The sequence below is a fragment of the Nonomuraea sp. NPDC048882 genome (assembly GCF_040649755.1).
Taxonomy (GTDB): domain Bacteria; phylum Actinomycetota; class Actinomycetes; order Streptosporangiales; family Streptosporangiaceae; genus Nonomuraea; species Nonomuraea maheshkhaliensis.
Window position 1 is genome coordinate 681,486 of record NZ_JBEZGB010000003.1, and the last position, 22,455, is coordinate 703,940.

Below are 22,455 nucleotides of genomic sequence, written 5' to 3' on the forward strand. Positions count from 1 at the left end.
CAGCCTGTGATCGTCGTGATCGGCGCGGGCTTGATGGGTGCGGCCACCGCGTGGCAGCTCGCCCGCCGCGGCGCCGAGGTCACGCTCATCGAGGCGTACGAGATCGGCCACCGCAACGGCAGCTCCCACGGCACGTCCCGGATCTTCCGTCGCGTCTACGACGACCCCTTCTACGTCGATCTGACCGGCCGGGCGGCGGAGTGCTGGCGCGAGCTGGAGTCCGACGCCGGCACCGCCCTGCTCCGTACGACCGGCGGACTCGACTTCGGCGCGGGCCGCGACCTGGAGGGCCTGGCCGCGATGCTGTCCGCGACCGGAGTGGCCTGTGAGCTGCTGCCGGAGCGGGCGGCGCAGGAACGCTGGCCGTTCGCGCACTTCGGAGGGCCGGTGCTGTTCCATCCTGAGGCGGGCGTGGTGGACGCCGACGCCACCGTGGCGGCGTGCGTCCGGCGGGCCGCTGAGCTGGGGGCGCGGGTACTCACGGGCACGCGCGTACGGGAGGTGCGCACCGGCCCTGACTCGGCGCAGGTGCTCCTGGAGGACGGCTCGGAGCTGGCGGCCGACACCGTCGTGGTGGCGGCGGGGCCATGGCTGCCCGAGCTCGCGGGCGCCATCGGGACGCCGCTCCGCCTGCCGCCGCTACGTGTCACCCAGCAGCAGGTCTTCCACTTCCGCCAGCGTGATCCGGGGCAGTCCTGGCCGACCCTCGTGGCCATGGACGAGCTGATGCTGTACGGCCTCCCGTCGGGCGCCGACGGAGGCGCCGCGCCCGCCGTCAAGATCGCCGAGCACGACCGGGGCACGCCCACCACCGCGAGCACCCGCGACGGGATCGTCAACCCCACCTCCAGGGACGCCGTGACGGACTGGGTCTCGCGCCGCCTGCCCGGCCTCGACCCCGAGCCCGTCGCCGAGGCCGTCTGCCTCTACACGACCACCCCTGACGAGGATTTCGTCCTCGACCGGGTCGGCCCCGTCGTGGTCGTCTCGCCCTGTTCGGGACACGGCGCCAAGTTCACCCCGCTGATCGGCCACCTGGCCGCGGATCTCGCCCTCGGCACCGCCGAACCACTCCCACGCTTCGCCCTGCGCTGATGACAGAGCGTCACCGACTGTGCGGATTCCCCGCGTGTCGCGTCCGCCCATGGATAAGGTAGGCGACCGAACTCCCGCCGTACGCGACGCGCGATCAAGGGAGCAGCAGGCGAACGAGGGGGAGTATTCGGGTGAAACGCGACCGGCACGCCCGCCGCCTCCTGGGAGTCGTCGCCGGCCTGGCCGCGCTCGTCCCCGTCTACTACCTCACCGAAGCCGCCGCCAGAGCCTTACGCGCGGGCAACGCCGCGTTCGGCCCCGCGCCCGCCGCGCTGGGCTACCTGGCGGCGGTGGCCGTCATCGTCGTCCTGCTCACCGCCTGGCCGGCCGCGGCGCTCGCCTGCGGGGTGCCGCTGGCCGCGGCGGGCACGCTGTTCGCCCTCGACCTGGACGCCGCCGTCGGCGTGGCGGGCACGCTGCCGTACGCCCGCTCCGGCGGGCTGCCCTGGTCGGCGCCGGGCGCCGCGCCGTGGGCCGAGCTGAGCGAGCCGCCGGGAACCCTGGCCGGCCTGACCGGCCTGTACGCGCTCCTCGGTGCCCTCCTCGTGCTCTCGGCGCTGCTCCCGGCCCGGCTGCGATCTATCCTGGACAGGTGAGCGGGCGGGATCCGGATCGGCGCAGGGCGCTGCTCGACGCGGCCGACCGGGTCATCATGAAGGAGGGCCCCGAGGTCTCGATGGCGGCCATCGCCGCCGAGGCGGGCATCACCAAGCCCATCCTCTACCGCCACTTCGGCGACAAACGCGGCCTCTACCAGGCGCTGGCCGACCGCCACGTGGGCACGGTCATCGGCCGGCTACGGCCGGAGTTCGGCCAGGCCGGGGCCGACCTGCGGGGCCGGGCCAGGGCGGCCATCGGCGTCTACCTCGACCTCGTCTCGGCCAACCTCAACCTCTACCGGTTCCTGTTCCACCGGGCCAGTGCCGAGGACACCAGGGTCCGCTCCCACATGACCTCGCTGGTGCGCGGCCTGGGGGAGGAGCTCGGCGTGGTGCTGGCCGACGAGGGGGTGGTGCCCGACCCGGTGCGGGCGCAGGTGCTCGGGCACGCGTTCGTCGGCATGGTGCAGGCCACGGGAGACTGGTGGCTGGAGCATCCGGAGGTCGGACGCGCCCAGGTGGTGGAGGGACTGGTGGACGTGATCGCCGCCACGCTCATCCCCGTCACCACACCCCGCCGGGACGGGCGGGCGCGAGGTCGCCGACCAGCCGTAGCGGGTCCCGGCTCGTCCCCGTCATGACGCCGCCGGGCGGTCAGGGGCGCTCGACAGGCGCGGCATCGCCGAGCAGCCGCAGCAGGTCCCACTCGGTCTCGCACACGCGCCGCCCGATCGCCGCCAGCTCCACCGACCGCGCCCCGCCGCGCAGGTGCCGCATGGTCTGCATGACGCAGATGACACCCCACTTGAGCACGCCGAACGTCTCCCACCAGCGCAGCGCCTCGCGGTCCACCCGCTCGCCGCCCGCCTCCTCGTACGCCCCGACGAGCTCCTCGTAGGAGCCGAACCCGCCCACGGGCAGCGGCGAGCCGAACCGCCACGCCTTCACGCACAGCCACCCCAGATCCTCCAGAGGATCGCCGACGTGGGCGAGCTCCCAGTCGAGCACCGCCCTGATCCCCTCGGGCCCGACGACGAGGTTGCCGTGGCGGAAGTCGCCGTGCACGACCGTGTGCCGCCGCGAGCGCGGCCGGGCGGCGGCCAGCCGCCGCAGCGCCAGCTCGAACACCGGGTGCGGCTCCCCGAGCTGGTCGAGGACGTCGCGCCAGCGCAGCAGCGGGTCCTGCTCGTCCGACGGGGGCGCCGACGACAGCGGCATCCGGTGCACGGCGGCCAGCGCCTGCCCGCACTGGCGGGCCAGCAGGGGCCGGGCGGTGGCGTACGCGTCGTCACGCAGGATCTTGCGCGGGATCGTCTCGCCCGGCACGCGGCTCATCAGGATGTACGACTCCCCGCACGCGACGATCCGCGGCACCGGCACCCCCGCCCCGGCTGCGGCCCGCATCAGCCGCGCCTCGGCTGCCAGCCCGGCGCCGGCCTCGGCGGGGACGCCGGGCGAGTCGAGCCGAAGGATCAGCTCGTGCCGGCACCCGTCCGGATCGGCCACGTCGAAGGCCCAGGTCTCACGGGAGGCGCCGCCGGGCAGCCGGGCGCTGGACACGACCGCCGCCCCCGCCCCGAACGCCGCGCGGACGATCGCCTGCGGATCGCTCATCGCAGGCCGAACTCCCACGAACCGCCCGCCGCGTACGAGCCCAGGATCCGCCGCCCCACCGAGTCGATGTGCACCTCGTCGGGCCCGTCGTAGATCCGCCCGGCCCGCGCGTGCCGGTACATCCGGTCCAGCGGCGTGTCCGGGGTCAGCCCGGCGGCGCCGTACACCTGGATGGCCCGGTCGATCACGTTGTGCAACATCCGCGCGCCCACCACCTTGATCGCTCCGATCTCCACCCGCGCCTGCGCGCCGGGAGCCGAGTCGATGACGCCGGCGGCGTGCAGCGTGAGCAGCCGGGCGGACTGGATCTCGGTGTAGGAGTCGAACACGTGCTGCCGCATGAGCTGCTTGGCGGCCAGCGGCTCGCCGAACGCGCTACGTTCGTGCAGCCTGCGGCACATCAGGTCGAAGGCCCGCTGCGCCTGGCCGAGCCAGCGCATGCAGTGGAAGATCCGCCCGGGGCCGAGCCGCTTCTGCGCGATGACGAAGCCCTTCCCGCGCGGGCCGAGCAGGTTGGCGGCGGGGACGCGCACGTCCTCGTACCGCACCTCGCAGTGCGCCCCGTCGAGCCCCAGCACCGGCGTCTCGCGCACGATGGTGTAGCCCGGCGTGTCCGTCGGCACCAGGATCATGGAGAAGGCCAGGTGCGGCGGCGCGTCCGGCTCGGTGCGGCACATCACGGTCGTGTACGCCGCCCGCGACGCCCCCGTGGTGAACCACTTGTGCCCGTTGATCACCCATTCGTCGCCGTCGAGCACGGCCGAGGTGGTGATCTGCGTGGGGTCGCTGCTGGAGACGGCCGGCTCGGTCATGGCGAAGCTGGGCGAGATGTCGCCGCGCACCAGCGGCTCCAGGTAACGTTCGCGCTGCTCGGGCGAGGCGTGCTCGTGCAGCATCAGCGAGTCCTGCAGCGTGTACGTGCCCAGCGCGAGCTGCCCGTACTCGCTGCGCCCCTGCACCTCGTTGACGTAGACGTAGTCGAGGAAGGGCAGCCCGCCCCCGCCCAGCTCACGCGGATGGCCGAGCGCCCACAGGCCCTCCTTCTTGGCCTGGGCGCGCAGCTCGTCCAGGACCGCCGCGGCCTCGGGCCCGCCCGCGTGCAGCACGGGTTCGGCGGGCTCCACCCGCTCGGTCATGAAGGCGTGCACGGCGTCGCGCACCGGCCGGACGCTGTCGGGGACCGCGAAGCTCATGATTCACCCAACCCCGGATCCCCGGCGAAGGTCAACCGCCTCAGGGCAGCCAGCTGACCTTGCCGTGCAGGAAGGCGTACCCGACGAAGGCCACGGCGTCGATCAGCGTGTGCGCCACCACCAGCGGCATGGCCCGGCCCCACCGCTGGTACATCTTCCCGAACACCAGCCCCATCACCACGTTCCCGATGAACCCTCCGAAACCCTGATACAGGTGGTACGAGCCGCGCAACACCGCCGACACGGCCAGCGCCTTCCACGGAGTCCATCCGGCCTGGCCCAGGCGGTGCAGCAGATATCCGGCGACCAGCACCTCCTCCAGCAGCCCGTTCTGCGCCGCGGCCAGCAGCAGCACCGGCACCTGCCACCACTCCTGGGGCAGCTGTCCGGGCACCACGGTCAGGTTCACCCCCGCCGCCCACACCACCAGGTAGAACGCCAGCCCGGAGCCGCCGATCGCGGCCGCGAGCACCGCCCCGCGTACCAGGTCGCCGCCAGGGCGGCGGAAGTCGGCGCCGATCGTGCGCAGCGACTCGCCCGACCGCACCAGCAGGTACGCCACCAGCCCCACCGGCGCCACCGCGATCGCGATCTGGACCAGCTGCAACGTGAGGTCCAGCCACGGCCGGCCGGGCGCCATCGACCCGACCAGCACGGCGTGCTGCCCCTTGAGCTCCCTCGGTGCCGTGAGCGCCCCGATCAGCCGCACGAGCGCCACCACGGCGCTGGCGCCCAGCGAGACCGACATCACGACGAAGATCTCGGCCCGGATGAGCTTGGGGCCCAGCACGGGAGCCGGTTCGAGGGAGGACTGTGTGTGCATGTGCGCAGATTAGCCGCTACATGATCGGACGATGATAAAGGCGACATGTCCCCCGCTTGCCGGGGGACATGTCGGGACGGCGCGGCTCGCCGGGGGCATGTGCGGAAGCCGTGGCTCGCCGTGCGTGGTCAGGCCGGCTCAGGGACCTTGACCGGCGTCCCGTCGAAGGACCCGGACAACGCGGGCCGCTCCCGAGCGGTGAACGCCTCCCACACCAGCTCGACCCGATGCACCCGCCCCTCCGCCCCACCGTCCGAGGTACCGGGCGAGACGGTGAGTGAGGCCGTCGCCTTTCCCTCAGGCCGGAGCGTGACGCGGCCGGTCACCGTCACCCCGGGCACGAAGGCGGCCTCGTCCAGCTCAATGAGGCCGGATCCGAAAGTCACCTTTCCGCCGCGCAGCCCGGCCTGCTCGGTGAGGCGTCCGTGCACCAGGTTGTACGGGTTGCGGCGGGCGACGGCGTCGGCGGCGGTGGCGTACCCGGCGGCCAGCACCCGCCGCCGTTCCACGTCCAGCCCGGGCGCGGGGAGCGGCGCGAGTTCGCCGAGCGAGCGGGGGAACGCTCCCGAGGCCCGGTAGTTCTCCGCGTCGCACCGCGTCCGCGGCACCCGGTGATCGAGCACGAACGAGCGCAGCATCGCCAGCACGCACTCCCCGGCCGCACCCGGCCCCCAGGCGAGGCTGTGCGTGCCGAACGGCACCCGGACGAACGTCGCCCCCGGGAAGACGCGCATCGCGCGAGCCACTTCTGCGGGCGTGTGCGTGTCGAAGTCCCCGCCGGCGACCAGCACCGGCACGGCGGGCAGGTCCGCGTGCGGCGGCAGCACGGGTGCGGGGCGCGGGGTCGGCCAGTTCACGCAGGACTCCAGCCCGGAGCGCGCGTCGAGCCCGAGATCGGCGAGCGTGAACGGCGCCAGCGGCCGCTCCCGCGCGAAGTACCGCTCCAGCTGGGCCTGCCGCTCGGCCGGACCGGCGTCCCGATTGAAGGGGAAGGACCCGTCGCCGCACCGATAGGCCAGGTACCCGGCCCACTCGGCGCCCTCGATGGGCTGGCTCGGGACGCCGTTCAGCACACTCGCCAGCCGTCGCAGCGGCGCGGGGTCACCGGACAGGTACGCCGTCGCGGCGGCGTTCACCTCCCGGCCGAAGACCGGCTCCGTCATTCGCCCCATGCTCATCAGCGCGGGCGGCGGCACCTCGGGATCGGGGTGTGCGCGCAGATGCGTCACCAGCCGGGCGTGCGTGCGCTCGGGGTCGCCCGGCAGCTCACGGCAGGCGCGCGAGCGTCCGCAGACGAAGCCCAGCCGCTCGGGCAGGAACCGCGTCGGCCACAGGACGTGGCCGTCGGGACCGGTGATCGTCGCGCTGTCCAGGAACGCCGCCGCCAGGCCCTCGGGACGCCGGGCGGCGTACGCCTGGGCGTAGGCGGTGCCGTAGGAGGTGCCGTAGAAGGTCACCGGGCCGGCGCCGAGCGCGCGGCGTACCGCGTCCATGTCCTGAACGGCCTGGTCGGCGGTGAAGAAGCGGATCCGCGGTCCCAGATGCGCCGCGCAGGCCGCGACGCTCTCCGGCTCGGTCAGCTTCAGCCCCGGGCACAACAACGGGGACGACTCGCCCAGGCCCCGAGGATCGACGACCAGCAGGTTCATGCGGTCCAGCACGGGTCCGAGCGTCCGTGTCAGCCGCGGCACGTCGGGCAGCGCGGGAAGCGGGCCGCCGGGATTGGCGAGAATCGTCCCGGTGGCCTCCTTCGCGGCCGGGACCCAGGCGAACGCCACCTCGATGCGCTCGGACGCCGGATTCCCCCAGTCCAGCGGCACGGCGACCGTCCCGTCACACCGCACAGCGGCTCCGGCGCATTCGTGCAGGGGTATGGACGCGGAGGTTCGAGGAGTGGTGACGGCGGTGGCCGGGAGCGGCGGCGACACCACCAGGCCCGTGGACACGAGCGCTGTCATGGAGGCTGTCATGAAGGCGGTCACGAGGGCTTCGAGGCGCATGGATTCACCTTCGCCCGCGATCCCCGCCGAATCCTCCGCCTACGGGACGAATCGGTCTTGGGAGCAGGCTCCTACTCTGCTAAGGAGGACGGTGTGACCCGTACAGAACCGCACGACGTGCCCGGCGCGGCCGAGCTGGTGGCCGCCGTACGCGACTTCCTGGAGACCGACGTGCTGCCGGCCGTGGACGGCAGGACCCGCTACCACACCCGCGTGGCGATCAACGTGCTCGGCATGGTCGAGCGGGAGATCGAGCTCGGCCCCGCCCAGGCCGAGCGGCACGGCGCGAGCCTGGCCGCGCTGGGCATGGCGGACGACGCCGAGCTGGCCGCGGCCGTCCGGGAGGGCCGCGTCCCCGACGACTCCGCCCTCCTGTCCGTCCTGGAGCAGGCGGTACGCGCGAAACTGGAGGTGGCCAACCCCGGCTACCCGGCCACGTGAACAGGCACACGGCCCGCTCCCCGTGCGGGAAGAGCGGGCCGTGCGCGGTGCGGAGAGGTCAGTGGGAGCCGGTCAGGTCCAGGTCCTTGACCTTGGGGTCGCCCTCGTCGGCGAAGTAGTCGTCCTGCGCGGTCGCGTCCTTGCCGTCCGCGACCTTGGCCGCCCGGAAGATCAGCGTCCCCAGCGCCGCCACCAGGAGGTTGACGCCCAGCGCCAGGAACCCGGCGTAGATCGTCATCTTGGTGTCGAAGCCCAGGTTCGACAGCCCGAACGCCGAGCCGCCGAAGTGCTGCTTGCCGTTGGCCGGGTTGGGGATGAGGTAGAGCATCCACATGCCCGCCGCCAGGCCGGCCGCCCAGCCCGCGATCAGGCCGCCCTTGTGGAACCAGCGCGTGTACAGGCCCAGCGCCACCGACGGCAGCGTCTGCAGGATGACCACGCCGCCGATGAGCTGCAGGTCGATCGAGAACTGCGGGTCGAGCAGCAGGATGCACAGCACCGCGCCCACCTTGACCAGCAGAGACGCGATCTTGGAGACGTTGGCCTCCTGCGCGTCGGTGGCGTTCTTGTTGATGTACTCGCGGTAGATGTTGCGGGTGAACAGGTTCGCCGCCGCGATCGACATGATCGCCGCGGGGACGAGCGCGCCGATGCCGATGGCGGCGTAGGCCACGCCGGTGAACCAGTCGGGGAACATCTGGTCGAACAGCACCGGCACGATCGTGTTCGTGTCGGCCTTGCCGCCGGCGGTGATGGGCTTGACGCCGGCCGCGATGGCCATGAAGCCGAGCAGCGCGATCAGGCCCAGCACGAGGCTGTAGGCGGGCAGCGCCGACATGTTCCGCTTGATCACGTTGCGGTTCTTGGAGGCGAGCACGCCGGTGAGGCTGTGCGGGTAGAGGAACAGCGCCAGCGCCGAGCCGAAGGCCAGGGTGATGTACTGGAGCTGGTTGGCGGCGTTCAGTGTGATGCCGTCACCGGGCGCCGGCGAGGCGGCGAACTTGGCCTTGGCCGCGTCGAAGATCGAGTCCCAGCCGCCCAGCCGCGCCGGGATGTAGATGACCGCCGCCAGGATCACGATGTAGATCAGCGCGTCCTTGACGAACGCGATGAGCGCGGGCGCGCGCAGGCCGGACTGGTAGGTGTACGCGGCCAGGATCGCGAACGCGATGATGATCGGCAGGTGCCCGGTGATGCCCATCGCCTTGAGCACCGCCTCGATGCCGACGAGCTGCAGCGCGATGTACGGCATCGTGGCCACCAGGCCGGTGATCGCGACGGCCAGGGCCAGCGTCGGCGACCCGAACCGGGCCCGGACGAAGTCGGCCGGCGTGACGAAGCCGTGCACGTGCGAGACCGACCACATCCGCGCCAGCACCAGGAACACCAGCGGATAGACCACCACGGTGTACGGCAGCGCGTAGAAGCCGAGTGCGCCGGCGCTGAACACCAGCGCGGGCACCGCCACGAAGGTGTAGGCGGTGTAGAGGTCGCCGCCGATGAGGAACCAGGTGATCCAGGAGCCGAAGCTGCGACCGCCCAGGCCCCACTCGTTCAGGCTGGCCAGGTCGCTCGGCCGGCGCCAGCGCGCGGCCACGAAGCCCATGCCGCTGACGATGAGGAACAGCACGATGAAGACGACCAGCTCGGTCGTGTGCGCGCTCATTTGGTCATCCGGTAGACGATGGTCGTGGACACGACGCCCACCACGATGAAGGCGATCTGCAGCCAGTAGAAGAGCGGGAAGCCGAACAGGCGGGGCTCGTCGGCGTTGAACAGGAACGTCAGCAGCGGCAGCACGATAGGCAGGACCAGCAGCCAGTTCCATGGGCTGCGGTCTGTGCGTGGCTGCCCGGGTTCCCCGGTAGTCATCGACCCTCCGATGAATGGATCAGGAGCCGTTGATGACCGGCTCTTGACAACTCGTCAATGGAGGGAGAGTAACTTTACGGCGGTATTAAACCCAATGTCTGCCGTATTACGGTTTGGCCTAAATGCCGGGATCAAATCTTGACCGTCAAGATCCGGGCACGCGGCCACACCGCTGAAACCTTAGGCACGATCGCGCCGCGATCGTCAGTCCCTGTCGACGAGTGGTCGCCGGTGTGCGGCGAACGGTCGGACGGTCCGCCCTGCGGCGAACGGTCACACCGAACGGTCACACCGTCCGGTCGGCGGCGGTCCTGGGCTCGTGCCTGACGTCGCCCGGCTCGCCGACCTTACGCGTCCAGGCGGCGAACTCGACCAGCACCCCGTCCGGATCCTTGAAGTAGATCGACCGGACGAAGACACCGTCGTGCATCTCAGGCGCCACGCCGAACTCGCTGTCGTCGTGGTTGAGCAGCACGCCGACGTCGATGCCCTTGGCGACGAGCCGGTCGCGGTACTCCTCGATCCGCTCAGGCGGCACGTCGAAGGCGATGTGGTTCATCGACCCCACGGCCGACAGCAGCTCGCCGCGATCGGGCAGGTTCTTCGGCGCGGACACGCCCGGCACGCCGTCGGGCGCGTCGGGGAACCAGAAGAAGGCCAGCGCGTTGCCGCCCCCGCAGTCGAAGAAGAAGTGCTGCCCCCAGCCCATGGGCAGCTCGATGGTCTTGATCAGCGGCATGCCCAGCACGCCGGAGTAGAAGTCGACGGTCCGCTTCATGTCCGAGCAGACCAGCGCGACGTGGTTGACCCCGCGGAGCTCGAATTCGCCGTTCATGGTAACTCCTTGCTTATCACAGGGTCGTGCCGGAAAACATGACATGAGATGTCGGCTTTTCACGCCACGATCGTGTACATGATCGCTTTGGTGGCGGGCGCGACCCGCGGAACGGGACGAGGCATCGCGGTGGCTCTGGGGGCGGCCGGCGCGACGGTGTACTGCGCGGGCAGGAGCACGCGCGAGCAGCGCTCGGAGATGAACCGGCCGGAGACCATCGAGGAGACGGCCGAGCTGGTCACGGCGGCGGGAGGCACCGGCATCCCCGTACGCTGCGACTTCCTGGACCCGGCCCAGGCCCAGGATCTGGCCGCGCGCGTCGAGCGGGAGCAAGGACGGCTCGACGTGCTGATCAACGACGTGTGGGGCGGCGACGGCCTCTGGGAGTGGGACACCCCGGTCTGGAAGCACGACCTGGACAACGGCCTGCGGCTGCTCAGGCTGGCCATCGACACCCACATCATCAGCGCCAGGCACCTGCTGCCGCTGCTGATCAAGGAGCCGGGCGGCCTGGTCGTGGAGGTCACCGACGGCACCTGGGCGTTCAACGAGACCCGCTACCGCGAGAACGTCTACTACGACCTGGCCAAGATGTCGGTGAACCGGATGGCCTTCGCCTGGTCGAACGAGCTGCGCCCGTACGGGGGCACGGCGCTGGCCGTGACGCCGGGCTTCCTGCGGTCCGAGGCCATGCTGGAAGGCTTCGGGGTCACCGAGGACAACTGGCGCGAGGCGAAGGTGGACAGCGCCTGGATGGTCTCCGAAACCCCCGCCTACGTCGGCAGGGGCGTGGCCGCCGTCGCCCAGGACCCGGACCGGCTGCACTGGTCGGGCCGGTCGGTCAGCAGCGAGGACCTGGCCGTCGCGTACGAGCTGACGGACGTGGACGGCAGCCGGCCGCGCGTCTGGAGCTACATCACGGAGGTACGGGAGGCGCAGGCGAAGGAGCCCGCTGCGGACCAGAACGGCGCGGACCAGAACGGCGCGGGCCAGGAAGGTGCGGGTCAGGAAGGTGCGGGTCAGGAAGGTGCGGGCAAGGAGGCGGACGGCGACGCCTGGAAGGCTTATCGGTAGAGCTCGGCCATGCGGGCGGCGGCCTCGGCCAGCATCGCCCGCAGCCGCGGCGGACCGAGCACCTCCGCCTCCGGCCCGAACCGCAGCACCTGCGAGAACGCCACCGGCAGCGACTCCACCCCCAGCCGCACGGTCCCGTCGGGCTCCAGCGAGGCCAGCGCGTCCTCCAGCGCGGCGGGGTCGGCGACGTGGCGCAACATCCGCACCCCCCGCTCGCTGAGCCGCAGCGTGATCACCTCGCGCAGCAGCGACCGGCCGAATTCGGCCGCCTGCTCGGCCCAGAACGCGGCCAGGTCGAAATCGGGATCGCGGTCGAACGTCTCGTCCAGCACCGTGATCTCGCCGAACCGGTGCACCCGGAAGATCAGCGTCCGCGCCTTGAGCCGGGCGGCCAGGTACCAGACCCCCGCCTTGAGCACCAGCCCGTACGGTTCGAGCACGCGCGGCCGCTCCCGGTAGAGCGCCGAGACCCGCCGGTCGCTCCACACCGCCCTGGCCAGCGGCGCCAGGGCGGCCGGGGGCGGATCGGAGCCGGCGAACCAGCCGGGCGCGTCCAAGTGGAAGCGCTGGGCCGCGGTCGCGGGCGCGTCACGCAGCGCGGGGGAGAGCGCGGCGGCGGCCTTCAGCCTGGCCGTGGCCGCCACCTCCTGCAGCCCCATCTCGCGCAGCGCGCTGGGCACCCCCGACAGGAACAGCGCCTCAGCCTCGGCCCGGTCGAGCCCGGTCAGCCGGGTGCGGTAGCCGTCCAGCAGCCGGTAGCCGCCGCCGCGCCCTCGGTCTGCGTAGACCGGCACACCCGCCTCCGACAGCGCCAGTACGTCGCGGTGGACCGTGCGCTCGGAGACCTCCAGCTCTCTGGCCAGCTCCGCCGCCGTCATCCCGCCCCGGCCCTGCAGCAGCAGGACCAGCGACATCAGCCTTGAGGCGCGCACAGCGGCAGCACCACGGCGGAGGGCCGGTCGGGGGAGTGGAACACCTCGACGTCGGCGGGCACCATCGCCCCGTCCGCGCCGAGCGGATCGCCGGTGCCGGGATTGCGGGCGATCGTCGGGTACGCTCCCGCCGCGACGTGCACCCTGATCCGGTGGCCGCGCCGGAACCGGTGCGCGATCGGCCACATGTCAACGTCAACCCGGCGCACGTCCCCACGATAGTCGCGCTCACCATCCCGGGGCGCACCGTCTCGGGGCTCGCCATCACCGGGTCCCAGCCGCCGCACGCCCTCGCACACGTTGTACGACCGCCCGTCCGGACGCACGTCGCACACCCGTACCACCACGTCCACGTACGGCGTGCTGGACCGCACGAACAGCTCGGCCCGCACCGGCCCGATCATCTCGGTGTCCGCCGCCAGCCGGTCCGAGCTGTAGACCAGCACGTCGCGGCGCCGCTCCAGCCGCCGCTGGTCACGCGGCCTGGAGTCGCCCAGCAGCACCGGCCCGCCGATCACCGGCGTCGGGTGCGACGGGTGGTAGCGGAAGCGGTCGGGCTCCGACCGGGCCGGCGCCTCGGGCTTGAGCCCGAATTCGGGCCGCAGGTGCCAGCGCTGCTCCCGCATCCCGGGCACCGGCCAGTCGGGGTAGTCGCGCCACTCCCCGGCGCCCGTCACGTACAGGCGTACCGGATCGGCGCGCAGCTGAGACCGGTCGCCGAGCAGGTGCGCGCGGAACCAGGCCGACGCCTCGGCCATGGTGGGCCGGCCGTGCCGGCTGTCGATGTGGTACCAGGGGCCGATCGTCAGGTACGGCCGCCGGCCCGCCGCGCGCAGCGCCGCGTAGTCCTTCAGCTGCCACGGCAGGAACACGTCGTACCAGCCGCCGAGCATGTTGACGGCGGCCTCCACCTCGCCCACCTTCGGGGAGAAGTCGCGTTTGTCCCAGTAGGGGACGGCCGGGTCGGCGTGGTGGGCGAGCAGGTCCTGGAAGAACGGCAGCGTCCGCCCCGCCGAGACCAGGTCCAGCTCCGCCACGGGCCGCCCCGACAGGACCGCCCTGCGGGTGAGCCGGGGCGCGGTCAGCGCCGCGGTGCCGCCGAAGCGGCGGGACATGGCGTCGGTGAGCGTGGTCCAGCTCAGCGCCGACTCCAGCGCGAAGGCCCCGCCCACGTACGCCGCGTCCCTGAACTGGGAGGCGGTGATCTGCACGGCCATCGCCTTGAGCTCGGGCCCGGCGTAGGGCGCGATGGCCCACTGCGTGTAGCCCAGGTAGGACGGGCCGAACATGGCGAACGAGCCGCCGTACCAGGACTGCTCGCGCAGCCAGGCCACGGTGGCCAGCCCGTCGTCGTGCTCGTCGCCGAGGGGGTCGAGTGAGCCGCCGGACCCGAAGCCGCCCCTGCAGCTCTGGATGACGACGTGGAAACCCTGCCGGGCGAAGCCGCGCCCGTAGTAGAGGCCGAACAGACCGCGGCGGCCGTACGGCGAGCGCATGAGGACGACGGGAGCCCGCCCGCCTCCAGGGGGAATGTAGTGGTCGGCCAGCAGCGTCACGCCGTCGGGCATCGGCACGGGAAGATCGCGCTGGATTCGCACGCGTCTCATGTACCAACCAGTAACATATGCCGCCGGGCGAGCGGTATACCGGGGGCCCCCGAATGCGGCGAGGCTCGCGTATAGAGCGAGGCCGCTTATGAGCCCCGGCAGGCCGCGGGCCCGCCCCGCCGTACGGCGGAACAGGCCCGGTCGGTCAATCCGTGTTCCAGCGTGCCTACGGGGCGGTCCGGTCAGGACGCTCCGAGATGCGCAGCCCGTTCACGATCGTCGCGCCCTGCCGGGTCGCGAAGCGCACGTTGAGCTGGCCGTCGGTCACCCTGACCGTGTACTGCCTGCTCACCGCCGTGTACGTGCCCGCCTCCAGCGCCAGGTCCAGCGCCGGGATCGCCAGCTGCCCCTCGACCAGCACGTCGAAGACCCGCCTGCCCATCTGCGTGTTCTTCACGTCGGCGAAGTCCAGCTCGACGGTGTACGTCCCGGCCGGGACGTTGTCGAAGCGGTATTCGAGCATCGACTCCCTGGCCGTCCTAAAGAGTGCCTGGTCGGGCGTGCCGGCGATGGTCCTGGACGTGCTCGCCGTACGGTTCTGGTTGGTCAGGTAGCCGTAGCCGCCCTGGGTGTACTTCCGGTCCGGCGTCCAGGTGTCACCGGCCGCGTCCACGAAGTTCCTGGTGGCGCCGGTGTCGATGGCCACCTGGTGCTTCGGCACCACGACCGTGACCTTGACCTCGATCGTGGGCTGCCGCCCGCTGGTGGACTTGATGAGCAGCTTGCCCTCGCGGAACGTGCCCGGCGTCACACCGGCGCTCGACACCGTCACCTTCAGGCTCACCTTCTTGCCCTTGGCCAGCTCACCGGCCGCCGGCGTCACCGTGAACCAGGACTCGCCCGTCACCGTGTACGGCGTCGGCGAGCCCAGGTTCGTCAGCTCCAGCGACCGCGTCCGGCTCGCCCCGGCCGGCATCACCACGGTCAGCTCCGCCACCGACGCGCTCACCTGCCCGGTGACCAGCGCCGTGTCGATCCGGGTGACGGCCGTCGGCGCGATCGTGACGGACTGGGTGAAGGTGCCGTAGTGCTCCTTGGACACCACGACCTCGTAGTCGCCGGCCAGCACCTGCCCGCTGAACGTGCCGTCCGCGCCGGTCGTGAACTCGGCCACGTCGCCCACCTTCACCGTCGCCCCGGAGATCGGGTCGCCGTCGTTGGCGTCGGTGACCGTGCCCGTGACCAGGCCGTGCCTGCTCGCGGTGAACGTCAGGCCCTGCCCGGTCGACAGGACGGCCTCGTTGAAGGAGTACATCAGGCCGTCGGTGCCGGCCGCGTTCTCGATGCCGATCGTGCCGGAGCCGCCCTGGTCGCGCCCGGTGTCGATGTCCTTGTACCGGAACGCGACGGAGCCGTCCTCACCGAGCAGCGCCGAGAACGACACCCGCGTCGTGAGCGCGCCGAAGAAGGCGACGTTGCGCCACTCGATCACGAACGTGCGGCGCGGCGCCGTGCCCGTCACCGCCGTGTAGACGCCGCCCTGGTCGTCCACCACGAAGTCATCCCAGAACGGGTAGATCCCGTTGTTCGGCGCGTTCGTCGTCGGGAGCTGGCTGTTGCTGGCGGAGGTGGTCCCGCCGGTCCCGAACGTGACGAAACCGTTCGAGCTGATCGACGCGCTGCCCTGGCCCGTCCCGTAGAACGGCACCTGGAACGGCAGCGTCACCTGCTGGGCGACGTCGTCGCCGGTCAGCGCCAGCTTCTCCGTGCCCGCGACGTACGGCTGCGCGCCGCTCGCGCAGGTGTAGCCGAAGTTGTCGCCGCGCAGCGGCAGCTCGATGTCCTTGACCACGGCGCCGTCCACCGTGACCGACGCGGTCGCGCCGCTGGAGCAGCGGGAGGCGGGCGTGACGACCAGCTCGTACGAGCCCTGCGGCAGCGTCAGGCGGTAGCGCCCTTCCGCGTCGGTCACCGCGCGCTCCGGCGTGCCCGTGGCGGCCACCGTCGCGCCGGCCTCGGGGGCGCCGGCCGTGGTCACCGTGCCGGACACGTTGCCCGCCGGCAGCACGGACATGGTCACGTCGGCGGTCGCGGCCTGCTCGGCCACGATCGTGACGTCCACCTCGGCGGGCCCGTAGCCGAACTTCTCCGCGCTCAGCCGGTAGTCGCCGGGCAGCAGGCGGGGGATGGTGTACGTGCCGTCCGCGCCCGTGCTCACCGTGCGGGCCAGCGGGCCGGTGAGGTTCAGCGTGACGCCGGGCACGGGCGTTCCGCCCGCGGTGACCGTGCCGGACAGGCTGCCCAGCCCCTCCTCGGGCGCGGCCTTCACGGCGGCGTAGGTGTCGAGCCTGCCCTCGCCCCAGACGTTGTTGTCGGTCGCGGTGCCGCCGCAGCTGGTGTCGGAGACGTCCGTGGCCGAGCCGTCCAGCAGCGCCCGCGTGGCCGGGATGTTGCCCGTCAGGCCCGGGGCCGCCGACCAGATCAGCGCCACCGTGGCCGCCACGTGCGGTGAGGCCATCGAGGTGCCGGTGAAGCTGGCGTACTCGTTGCCGGGCGTCGAGGAGCGCACGTTGACGCCGGGGGCGGCGATGTTCGGCTTGATCTCGCCGTTCTCGCCCTCGCCCTTGCTGCTTCTGGCGTACAGGTTGTCGTCGATGTCGAAGCCGCCGGCGCTGTACGCGGTCACGTACTGGCCGGGCGAGCCGCTGCTGCGGCAGGACGGGCCCTCGTTGCCGTTGGAGAAGGCCGGGAAGATGCCGGCCGCCAGCCAGGAGTCCACGACTTCCTTGTAGAACGGGTCGAAGCCGTCGCCGCCCCAGGAGTTGTTGACGATGTCCGGCGCCAGGTCAGGGCGCGGGTTCTGGCCGTTGAGGTCGGTGGGCCGCACCATCCACTGGCCGGCCGCCAGCAGGGAGGCGTCGGAGCAGGTGTTGAGTTCGCAGCCCTTCGCGGCGATCCACTTCGCGCCGGGGGCCACACCGATGCCGTTCTTGCCGACCATCGTGCCCATGGTGTGCGTGCCGTGGCCGTTGTTGTCGCACGGCGCCGTGCTCGGGCAGACCCGGGCCGGGTCGAACCAGTTGTAGTCGTGGGTGTAGGTGCCGTCCTGGTTCCTGCCCCGGTAGCTCTCGGCCAGCTCGGGGTGGTCGAACTGGGCGCCGGAGTCGATGTGGGCGACGACGATGCCCTCACCGCGGTTGCCCAGCTCGTCCCAGACGCGGGGCGCGTTCACGCGGTCGATGTTCCACTCGACCGCCTGCACGCCCTTCGACGCGGTGGAGGCGCGTACCTGGGGCTCGGCCTTGCCGGTGATCGGCTTGGGCAGGGAGACCGTGCGGATCGGGTCGATGCGGTCGACCTCGGGCAGGCTCGCGATCTCGGCGGCGAGCTTCTCGCTCGCGGTCACTTTGACGGCGTTGACGATCCAGAAGGGGGTGTACTCGGCGTGGTGCGAGTCGAGCAGCTCGCGCAGCTCCTTCTGTGAGGACTTCGCGCGGGCGCTCTTGACGTCGAAGACCAGCTCGGCCTTGGCCTCCTTCGTGACGGCCCGGCGGGCGCCGCTCAGATCGGCGCTCCCCTTCATCCGGACCCAGAAGGTGGCCTTGTCGTTCTGCGCGAGCTCGGCCTGGACGGCCGTGTCGATCTTTCCCGGGTCAGGCGCGGCGTGCGCCGCGGCCTGCGGGGCTAAGAGACCAGCGGCGGTGACGATCCCGACCAGGACCGTCCGCCAACGGGGGGTGTGGTGCACTGTCTCTCCTTCATGACAAAAGGCGAGAGGTGATCTTCACGCCTCTGTCGAGAAGGGTGAAGAGATCGTGTTCGGAAAGCAAGAGGTGACGTGAAACGTTATTTTGCTGACTGAAATGTAATCTGGTCAGCTCGCGTGCCGTCAGCTTCCGCACGGCCCTGACCAGGGATTACGCGCCGGTCCCCGCGAGTGCGGTCAGGGCCTGAGGCCGAACTGTTTCATGATCGCCATGAAGTAGGCCAGGATCCGGCCCGGCTCCTGGTCGTCGGGGCGGGTGCCCACGTGATACAGCACCGCCGCGTTCAGCTGCTCCCGCACCACGTCCACGTCCACCTCCGCGGGCAGGCGTCCCGCCTCGCGCGCCCCGGTCAGCGCCGCCCGCACCAGCGCCTCCCGCCGCCCGCCGTTGACCAGCCGGTAGGCCGTCATCAGCTCGGGGTGGTCGTCGCGGCTGCCGTAGAGGCGGCGCAGCAGCAGCCGGTTGCGCGGCTGCGCGAGGTGGGCGGCCCAGTCGCCGAACATGTGCTCAAGGTCACGCCAGCCGGTGAAGTCCGGGTCGTCGTCGTGGTTGGCCCACTCCAGCGTCCGTACCAGCAGCTCCGTCTTGCCGGCGAACCTGCGGTAGACCGTCGCCCGCGTCACCCCCGCCCGCCTGGCCACCTGCTCGATGCTGGTCTGCTGGGCGCCCTGCTCGATCAGCAGGTCGAGCGCGGCCGACAGGATGGCCACGTCGGCCTCCTGGCTGCGCGGCCGGCCGGCCGGGCGCGAGGCGCCCGCCGGGCCGGAGTGTGTGCTCTTCATGCGTCGCGGGTCACCATCGTGTCGTGCGCCGGGCCTGGAGACGGCTTGCGAGCAGTCTAATGAGCCGGAGCGGCTTCGCGGGTCGCGTTGCGCGATCATGGTCGGGCGGTTACCCTTGGCAGCATGCGAAATCACGCTCAGCTCCAGTGGTGGCGCCGCTCCTAGGCGGCGCGTGTTTCGCATTCCTCAACGGACGGCCGCCCCGGTTGGCGGCCTTTCTCGTGTCCGCCCCCGGGGCTCGATCATTGACGTGGTAAAGGGGCAGCAAGTGGATACGAGCGGATATACCACCGCCGGGGGCATCGGTGTCGAGCGCGAGACACGCCAGGTGGACGAGGCCGCCCTCGAAGAGATCGTGACAGCCCTCTCAGAACGGCGCGGGGGTGCCTTCTCCTCGGGCATGGACTACCCGGGCCGCTACAGCCGATGGGCCTTCGGCTACGTCGACCCGTGCCTGGAGCTGGTGGCCAAGGGCCGGACGATCTCGGCCACCGCGCTCAACGAGCGCGGCCGGGTCGTGCTGCCCGCCGTCGCCTCCTGCCTGCTGGCCGCGGGCAAGCCGGTCACCGAGCCCACGGCCGACCGCGTCGAGGTCTACGTGGCCGAGTCCGAGGACCTGCTGCCGGAGGAGATGCGCAGCCGCCGGCCCACCGTCTTCACCGCCATCCGCGAGGTCATCGCCGCCTTCAAGGGCGACGACCCGCACCTCGGCCTCTACGGCGCCTTCGGCTACGACCTGGCCTTCCAGTTCGAGCCCATCAGGCAGGAGCTCGTCCGCCCCGACGACCAGCGCGACCTCGTGCTGCACCTGCCCGACCGCCTCGTCGTGATCGACCGGCAGCGCGAGACCAGCGTCGAGCACCGCTACGAGTTCACCGTCGACGGCACGAGCACCCGCGGCCTGGAGCGCACCGGCGACACCGCCCCGCCCGTCACGCCCGCCGAGGTGCCGCCCAACCCGCCGAAGGGCGAATACGCCGAGGTCGTGGCCGCCGCCAAGGAGAAGTTCAAGCGCGGCGACCTGTTCGAGGTCGTGCCCGGCCAGGTCTTCCACGCCACCTGCACCGACCCCTCCGGCTTCTACCGCGGCCTGCGCACCAGCAACCCCGCCCCGTACGAGTTCATCATCAGCCTCGGTGAGGGCGAGCACCTGGTCGGCGCCTCGCCCGAGATGTACGTCCGGGTCAGCGGCGACCGGGTCGAGACCTGCCCGATCTCCGGCACCATCGCCCGCGGCAGCAACCCCGTCGAGGACGCCGAGGCCATCCGCACGCTGCTGTCCAGCGTGAAGGAGGAGTCGGAGCTGACCATGTGCACCGACGTCGACCGCAACGACAAGTCGCGCATCTGCGTCCCCGGCACGGTCAAGGTCATCGGCCGCCGCCAGATCGAGCTCTACTCCCGCCTCATCCACACCGTCGACCACATCGAGGGCCGGCTGCGCCCCGAGTTCGACGCCCTCGACGCCTTCCTCACCCACATGTGGGCCGTCACGGTCACCGGCGCGCCCAAGACGTGGGCCATGCAGTTCATCGAGGACCACGAGGCCACCACCCGCCGCTGGTACGGCGGCGCCATCGGCTTCATCGGCTTCGACGGCTCCATGAACACCGGCCTCACCCTGCGCACCGCGCAGATCAAGCACGGCGTGGCGGCCGTCAGGGCTGGGGCCACGTTGCTGTTCGACTCCGACCCCGAGGCGGAGGAGCGCGAGACCGAGCTCAAGGCCAGTGCCCTGTTCGGCGCCCTGGCCGCGGTCAACCAGCCCGGCGCGGCGCCGGTGGCCGAGCCCAGGGAGCAGCCGGGCCTGGGCATGAAGGTGCTGCTCGTCGACCACGAGGACTCCTTCGTCAACACCCTGGCCGACTACTTCCGCCAGGAGGGCGCGGACGTGGTGACGCTGCGCCACGGCTTCCCCGTCCACATGATCGACGACATCGCGCCCGACCTGGTGGTGCTCTCGCCCGGCCCCGGCTGGCCCACCGACTTCGGCATGTCGGCCCTGCTCGACCAGGTCTACGCCCGCGACCTGCCCGTCTTCGGCGTCTGCCTCGGCCTTCAGGCCATGGTCGAGCAGGCCGGCGGCACCCTGGAGCTGCTCGACTACCCCGAGCACGGCAAGCGCGGGCAGGTCACCAGGCTGGGCGGCAGCGCGCTGCTCGACGGGCTGCCCGAGGAGTTCACCGCCGCCCGCTACCACTCGCTGCACGCCAAGCGCCCCGGCGTGGTCGGCTTCACCCCGACCGCGCTCACGCCCGACGGCAACGTGATGGCGATCGAGGACCCCGCGCGGCGGCGCTTCGCCGTGCAGTTCCACCCCGAATCGATCCTCACCCAGGAGGGCTCCGCCGGCGCGAAGATCATCGCGAACGTGCTGCGTCTGGCCCGCAGATAGGGGTAACTGTCCCGCAGGTAGGTAAAACGTGCCCGGGAGCGTGCGGAGCTCCCCTAGAGTCTCCGCATGCTCCCCGTAGACCTGCCCGGCACGGTGCGTGACGCGCTGCTCGCCCCGCTCGTCGACCACCACTGTCACGGGGTGCGCCGCGACGACCTGAGCCGGGCCGGGTTCGAGCTGCTCATCAGCGCGGGCGGTGTGCCCGCGCCGCCCGGCACCACCCACTTCGACACCGCCTCGGGCGCGGCCGTGCGCCGCTGGTGCGCGCCGCTGCTCGACCTGGAGCCGCACGCCCCGCCCGCCGTCTACCTGGCCCGCCGGGCCGAGCTGGGCGCGGGCGAGGTCAACCGGCGGCTGCTCGCCGGGGCCGGCGTGGTGGCGTTCCTGGTGGACTCGGGCCGCGAGGACGCCGACCTGCTGAGCGCCGCCGAGATGGGCCGCCACGGCGGGGCCGCCGCCGACGAGCTCGTCCGGATCGAGGAGATCGAACGCGACGTCGCCGCGACGGCGCAGATCGCCGTCGACTACCTCGACTCCCTGGGCGAGGAGCTGGCCGGCCGGGCCGCCAGGGCGGTCGGCGTCAAGACCGTCATCGGCCCCCTGTGCGGCCTCGACCTCGACCCGGCCAGGCCCGCCAGGGGAGCGGTCATCGCCGCGGCCAACCGGCGCCTGGCCGACCCCAAGGAGCCGCTGACGGACCCCGTCCTGCTCGGCTACCTGCTCTGGAGCGGGATCGACGTGGCCAGGGAACGCGGCCTGCCCGTGCAGTTCCACACCGGCTACGGCGCCCCCGGCACCCTGCACGCCGATCACCGGCCTGATCACCGGCCCGATCACTGGGCCGATCATGGGGTCAATCTTTGGGCCGATCGCCGGGCCGACCCCGCCGGGCTCGGCCGGTTCGCCGCCGCGCTGCAGCCGCTCGGGGTGCCGATGATCCTGCTGCACCCCTACCCGTTCCACCGCCAGGCCGCCCATCTGGCCGGGGCGTTCCCCCACGTGTACGTGGACGCCGGCCTCGCCCTGCCGCACCTCGGCGCCGGTGCCCGGGTCATGGACGAGCTGCTGGAGCTGGCGCCGTTCCACAAGCAGCTGTTCAGCTCCGGCTGCCACGGCCTGGCCGAGAGCGGCTACCTCGGCGCCCTGTCCTTCCGGCGCGCTCTGGCGGCGGCGCTCGCCACCCGGCTCGCCTCGGGGGAGTGGAGCACGGCCGACGCGGCCCGGGTCGCCCACATGATCGGCTCAGGCAACGCCCGGCGCATCTACCGCTTGTGACCCCGTTCCCGGCACCGCTCGGGAAGCCCGCCCTCCTGCGCCCACAGCGCACGAGGGCCGGCGCCGTGGGCCGCGGAACGTGCGGCGGCCGGCATTTCGACATCAAGAAATGCATATTTCCCAATAGATGAAATCAAATCGTGATTTGTCTATTAGTCAATGACACAGTCATGATCGAGGGCGCCTGTGTCCCTACAACACCACCTGGAGG

Annotated in this window: 18 protein-coding genes; 7 read left to right on the forward strand and 11 right to left on the reverse strand. The window is 71.8% G+C overall.

The genetic code is table 11. From position 1 onward, the window contains the following. Window positions 1-6: 6 nt before the first annotated feature. From AB0C27_RS13040 to AB0C27_RS13050, 3 genes are all read left to right on the forward strand, one after another. Window positions 7-1,095: an FAD-dependent oxidoreductase gene (locus tag AB0C27_RS13040; RefSeq protein ID WP_357842291.1), complete on the forward strand. Its 1,089-nt coding sequence runs from the start codon at window positions 7-9 to the stop codon at window positions 1,093-1,095. Between the two features lie 131 nt (window positions 1,096-1,226). Further along, window positions 1,227-1,691, forward strand: a complete 465-nt coding sequence (locus AB0C27_RS13045) for a hypothetical protein (RefSeq protein ID WP_357842294.1) — start codon at window positions 1,227-1,229, stop codon at window positions 1,689-1,691. After that, window positions 1,688-2,335: a TetR/AcrR family transcriptional regulator gene (locus AB0C27_RS13050; protein ID WP_357842297.1), complete on the forward strand. Its 648-nt coding sequence runs from the start codon at window positions 1,688-1,690 to the stop codon at window positions 2,333-2,335. Before AB0C27_RS13045 ends, AB0C27_RS13050 begins: the two co-directional genes overlap by 4 nt. Window positions 2,336-2,348: 13 nt before the next feature. Here AB0C27_RS13050 and AB0C27_RS13055 read toward each other — a convergent pair whose 3' ends face one another. From AB0C27_RS13055 to AB0C27_RS13070, 4 genes are all read right to left on the reverse strand, one after another. After that, the gene (locus AB0C27_RS13055) at window positions 2,349-3,308 is read right to left on the reverse strand and encodes a phosphotransferase family protein (RefSeq protein ID WP_357842300.1); all 960 of its coding nucleotides are present in this window, start codon (window positions 3,306-3,308) and stop codon (window positions 2,349-2,351) included. After that, window positions 3,305-4,501, reverse strand: coding sequence for an acyl-CoA dehydrogenase family protein (locus tag AB0C27_RS13060; RefSeq protein ID WP_357842303.1), 1,197 nt, complete (start codon window positions 4,499-4,501; stop codon window positions 3,305-3,307). Before AB0C27_RS13060 ends, AB0C27_RS13055 begins: the two co-directional genes overlap by 4 nt. 40 nt (window positions 4,502-4,541) lie before the next feature. Continuing rightward, the gene (locus tag AB0C27_RS13065; RefSeq protein ID WP_357842306.1) at window positions 4,542-5,324 is read right to left on the reverse strand and encodes a CPBP family intramembrane glutamic endopeptidase; all 783 of its coding nucleotides are present in this window, start codon (window positions 5,322-5,324) and stop codon (window positions 4,542-4,544) included. Window positions 5,325-5,452: 128 nt separating this feature from the next. Beyond that, a complete protein-coding gene (locus tag AB0C27_RS13070; protein ID WP_357842309.1) occupies window positions 5,453-7,324 on the reverse strand; it encodes an alpha/beta fold hydrolase in 1,872 nt (623 codons plus the stop codon). A gap of 93 nt (window positions 7,325-7,417) precedes the next feature. On the opposite strand from AB0C27_RS13070, the gene AB0C27_RS13075 reads away from it, so the two are divergent. Then, complete coding sequence (locus AB0C27_RS13075; protein ID WP_357842312.1) at window positions 7,418-7,765, forward strand: DUF6285 domain-containing protein; 348 nt, start codon at window positions 7,418-7,420, stop codon at window positions 7,763-7,765. Window positions 7,766-7,823: 58 nt separating this feature from the next. Here the strand turns inward: AB0C27_RS13075 and mctP are convergent, their stop codons facing one another. From mctP to AB0C27_RS13090, 3 genes are all read right to left on the reverse strand, one after another. Then, the gene (mctP, locus tag AB0C27_RS13080; protein ID WP_357842315.1) at window positions 7,824-9,431 is read right to left on the reverse strand and encodes a monocarboxylate uptake permease MctP; all 1,608 of its coding nucleotides are present in this window, start codon (window positions 9,429-9,431) and stop codon (window positions 7,824-7,826) included. Beyond that, window positions 9,428-9,637 carry a DUF3311 domain-containing protein gene (locus AB0C27_RS13085; protein WP_106237561.1) on the reverse strand — a complete coding sequence of 70 codons (210 nt, stop codon included), beginning with the start codon at window positions 9,635-9,637 and terminating at the stop codon, window positions 9,428-9,430. The genes mctP and AB0C27_RS13085 overlap by 4 nt, the downstream gene beginning before the upstream one ends. 286 nt (window positions 9,638-9,923) lie before the next feature. Next, window positions 9,924-10,472, reverse strand: a complete 549-nt coding sequence (locus AB0C27_RS13090; protein ID WP_346113453.1) for a VOC family protein — start codon at window positions 10,470-10,472, stop codon at window positions 9,924-9,926. 78 nt (window positions 10,473-10,550) lie between these two features. On the opposite strand from AB0C27_RS13090, the gene AB0C27_RS13095 reads away from it, so the two are divergent. After that, window positions 10,551-11,546, forward strand: coding sequence for an SDR family oxidoreductase (locus AB0C27_RS13095; protein ID WP_357842319.1), 996 nt, complete (start codon window positions 10,551-10,553; stop codon window positions 11,544-11,546). Here the strand turns inward: AB0C27_RS13095 and AB0C27_RS13100 are convergent. The 4 genes from AB0C27_RS13100 to AB0C27_RS13115 form a co-directional block, all read right to left on the reverse strand. After that, window positions 11,537-12,478: a WYL domain-containing protein gene (locus AB0C27_RS13100; RefSeq protein ID WP_357842322.1), complete on the reverse strand. Its 942-nt coding sequence runs from the start codon at window positions 12,476-12,478 to the stop codon at window positions 11,537-11,539. The genes AB0C27_RS13095 and AB0C27_RS13100 overlap by 10 nt on opposite strands. Next, the gene (locus AB0C27_RS13105) at window positions 12,460-14,085 is read right to left on the reverse strand and encodes a CocE/NonD family hydrolase (RefSeq protein WP_357842325.1); all 1,626 of its coding nucleotides are present in this window, start codon (window positions 14,083-14,085) and stop codon (window positions 12,460-12,462) included. The genes AB0C27_RS13100 and AB0C27_RS13105 overlap by 19 nt, the downstream gene beginning before the upstream one ends. Window positions 14,086-14,251: 166 nt before the next feature. Further along, complete coding sequence (locus AB0C27_RS13110) at window positions 14,252-17,773, reverse strand: S8 family serine peptidase (RefSeq protein WP_357842328.1); 3,522 nt, start codon at window positions 17,771-17,773, stop codon at window positions 14,252-14,254. Between the two features lie 195 nt (window positions 17,774-17,968). Beyond that, on the reverse strand, window positions 17,969-18,574 hold the full coding sequence (locus tag AB0C27_RS13115) for a TetR/AcrR family transcriptional regulator (protein ID WP_357842331.1): 606 nt from the start codon (window positions 18,572-18,574) through the stop codon (window positions 17,969-17,971). Window positions 18,575-18,842: 268 nt separating this feature from the next. Here AB0C27_RS13115 and AB0C27_RS13120 point away from each other — a divergent pair, with 268 nt between their 5' ends. Together AB0C27_RS13120 and AB0C27_RS13125 are read left to right on the forward strand one after the other, a co-directional pair. Then, window positions 18,843-20,969, forward strand: a complete 2,127-nt coding sequence (locus AB0C27_RS13120) for an anthranilate synthase component I (RefSeq protein WP_357842334.1) — start codon at window positions 18,843-18,845, stop codon at window positions 20,967-20,969. A gap of 66 nt (window positions 20,970-21,035) precedes the next feature. Next, window positions 21,036-22,244 carry an amidohydrolase gene (locus AB0C27_RS13125; RefSeq protein WP_357842337.1) on the forward strand — a complete coding sequence of 403 codons (1,209 nt, stop codon included), beginning with the start codon at window positions 21,036-21,038 and terminating at the stop codon, window positions 22,242-22,244. The last annotated feature ends 211 nt before the right edge of the window (window positions 22,245-22,455 follow it).

Bases quoted from the DNA above. Each gene is read 5' to 3' on its own strand.
- AB0C27_RS13125 (WP_357842337.1), top strand. From the start codon at position 21,036: ATGCTCCCCGTAGACCTGCCCGGCACGGTGCGTGACGCGCTGCTCGCC.
- AB0C27_RS13060 (WP_357842303.1), bottom strand. From the start codon at position 4,501: ATGAGCTTCGCGGTCCCCGACAGCGTCCGGCCGGTGCGCGACGCCGTG.
- AB0C27_RS13055 (WP_357842300.1), bottom strand. From the start codon at position 3,308: ATGAGCGATCCGCAGGCGATCGTCCGCGCGGCGTTCGGGGCGGGGGCG.
- AB0C27_RS13065 (WP_357842306.1), bottom strand. From the start codon at position 5,324: ATGCACACACAGTCCTCCCTCGAACCGGCTCCCGTGCTGGGCCCCAAG.
- AB0C27_RS13105 (WP_357842325.1), bottom strand. From the start codon at position 14,085: ATGAGACGCGTGCGAATCCAGCGCGATCTTCCCGTGCCGATGCCCGAC.
- AB0C27_RS13090 (WP_346113453.1), bottom strand. From the start codon at position 10,472: ATGAACGGCGAATTCGAGCTCCGCGGGGTCAACCACGTCGCGCTGGTC.
- AB0C27_RS13095 (WP_357842319.1), top strand. From the start codon at position 10,551: ATGATCGCTTTGGTGGCGGGCGCGACCCGCGGAACGGGACGAGGCATC.
- mctP (WP_357842315.1), bottom strand. From the start codon at position 9,431: ATGAGCGCGCACACGACCGAGCTGGTCGTCTTCATCGTGCTGTTCCTC.
- AB0C27_RS13070 (WP_357842309.1), bottom strand. From the start codon at position 7,324: ATGCGCCTCGAAGCCCTCGTGACCGCCTTCATGACAGCCTCCATGACA.
- AB0C27_RS13085 (WP_106237561.1), bottom strand. From the start codon at position 9,637: ATGACTACCGGGGAACCCGGGCAGCCACGCACAGACCGCAGCCCATGG.
- AB0C27_RS13115 (WP_357842331.1), bottom strand. From the start codon at position 18,574: ATGAAGAGCACACACTCCGGCCCGGCGGGCGCCTCGCGCCCGGCCGGC.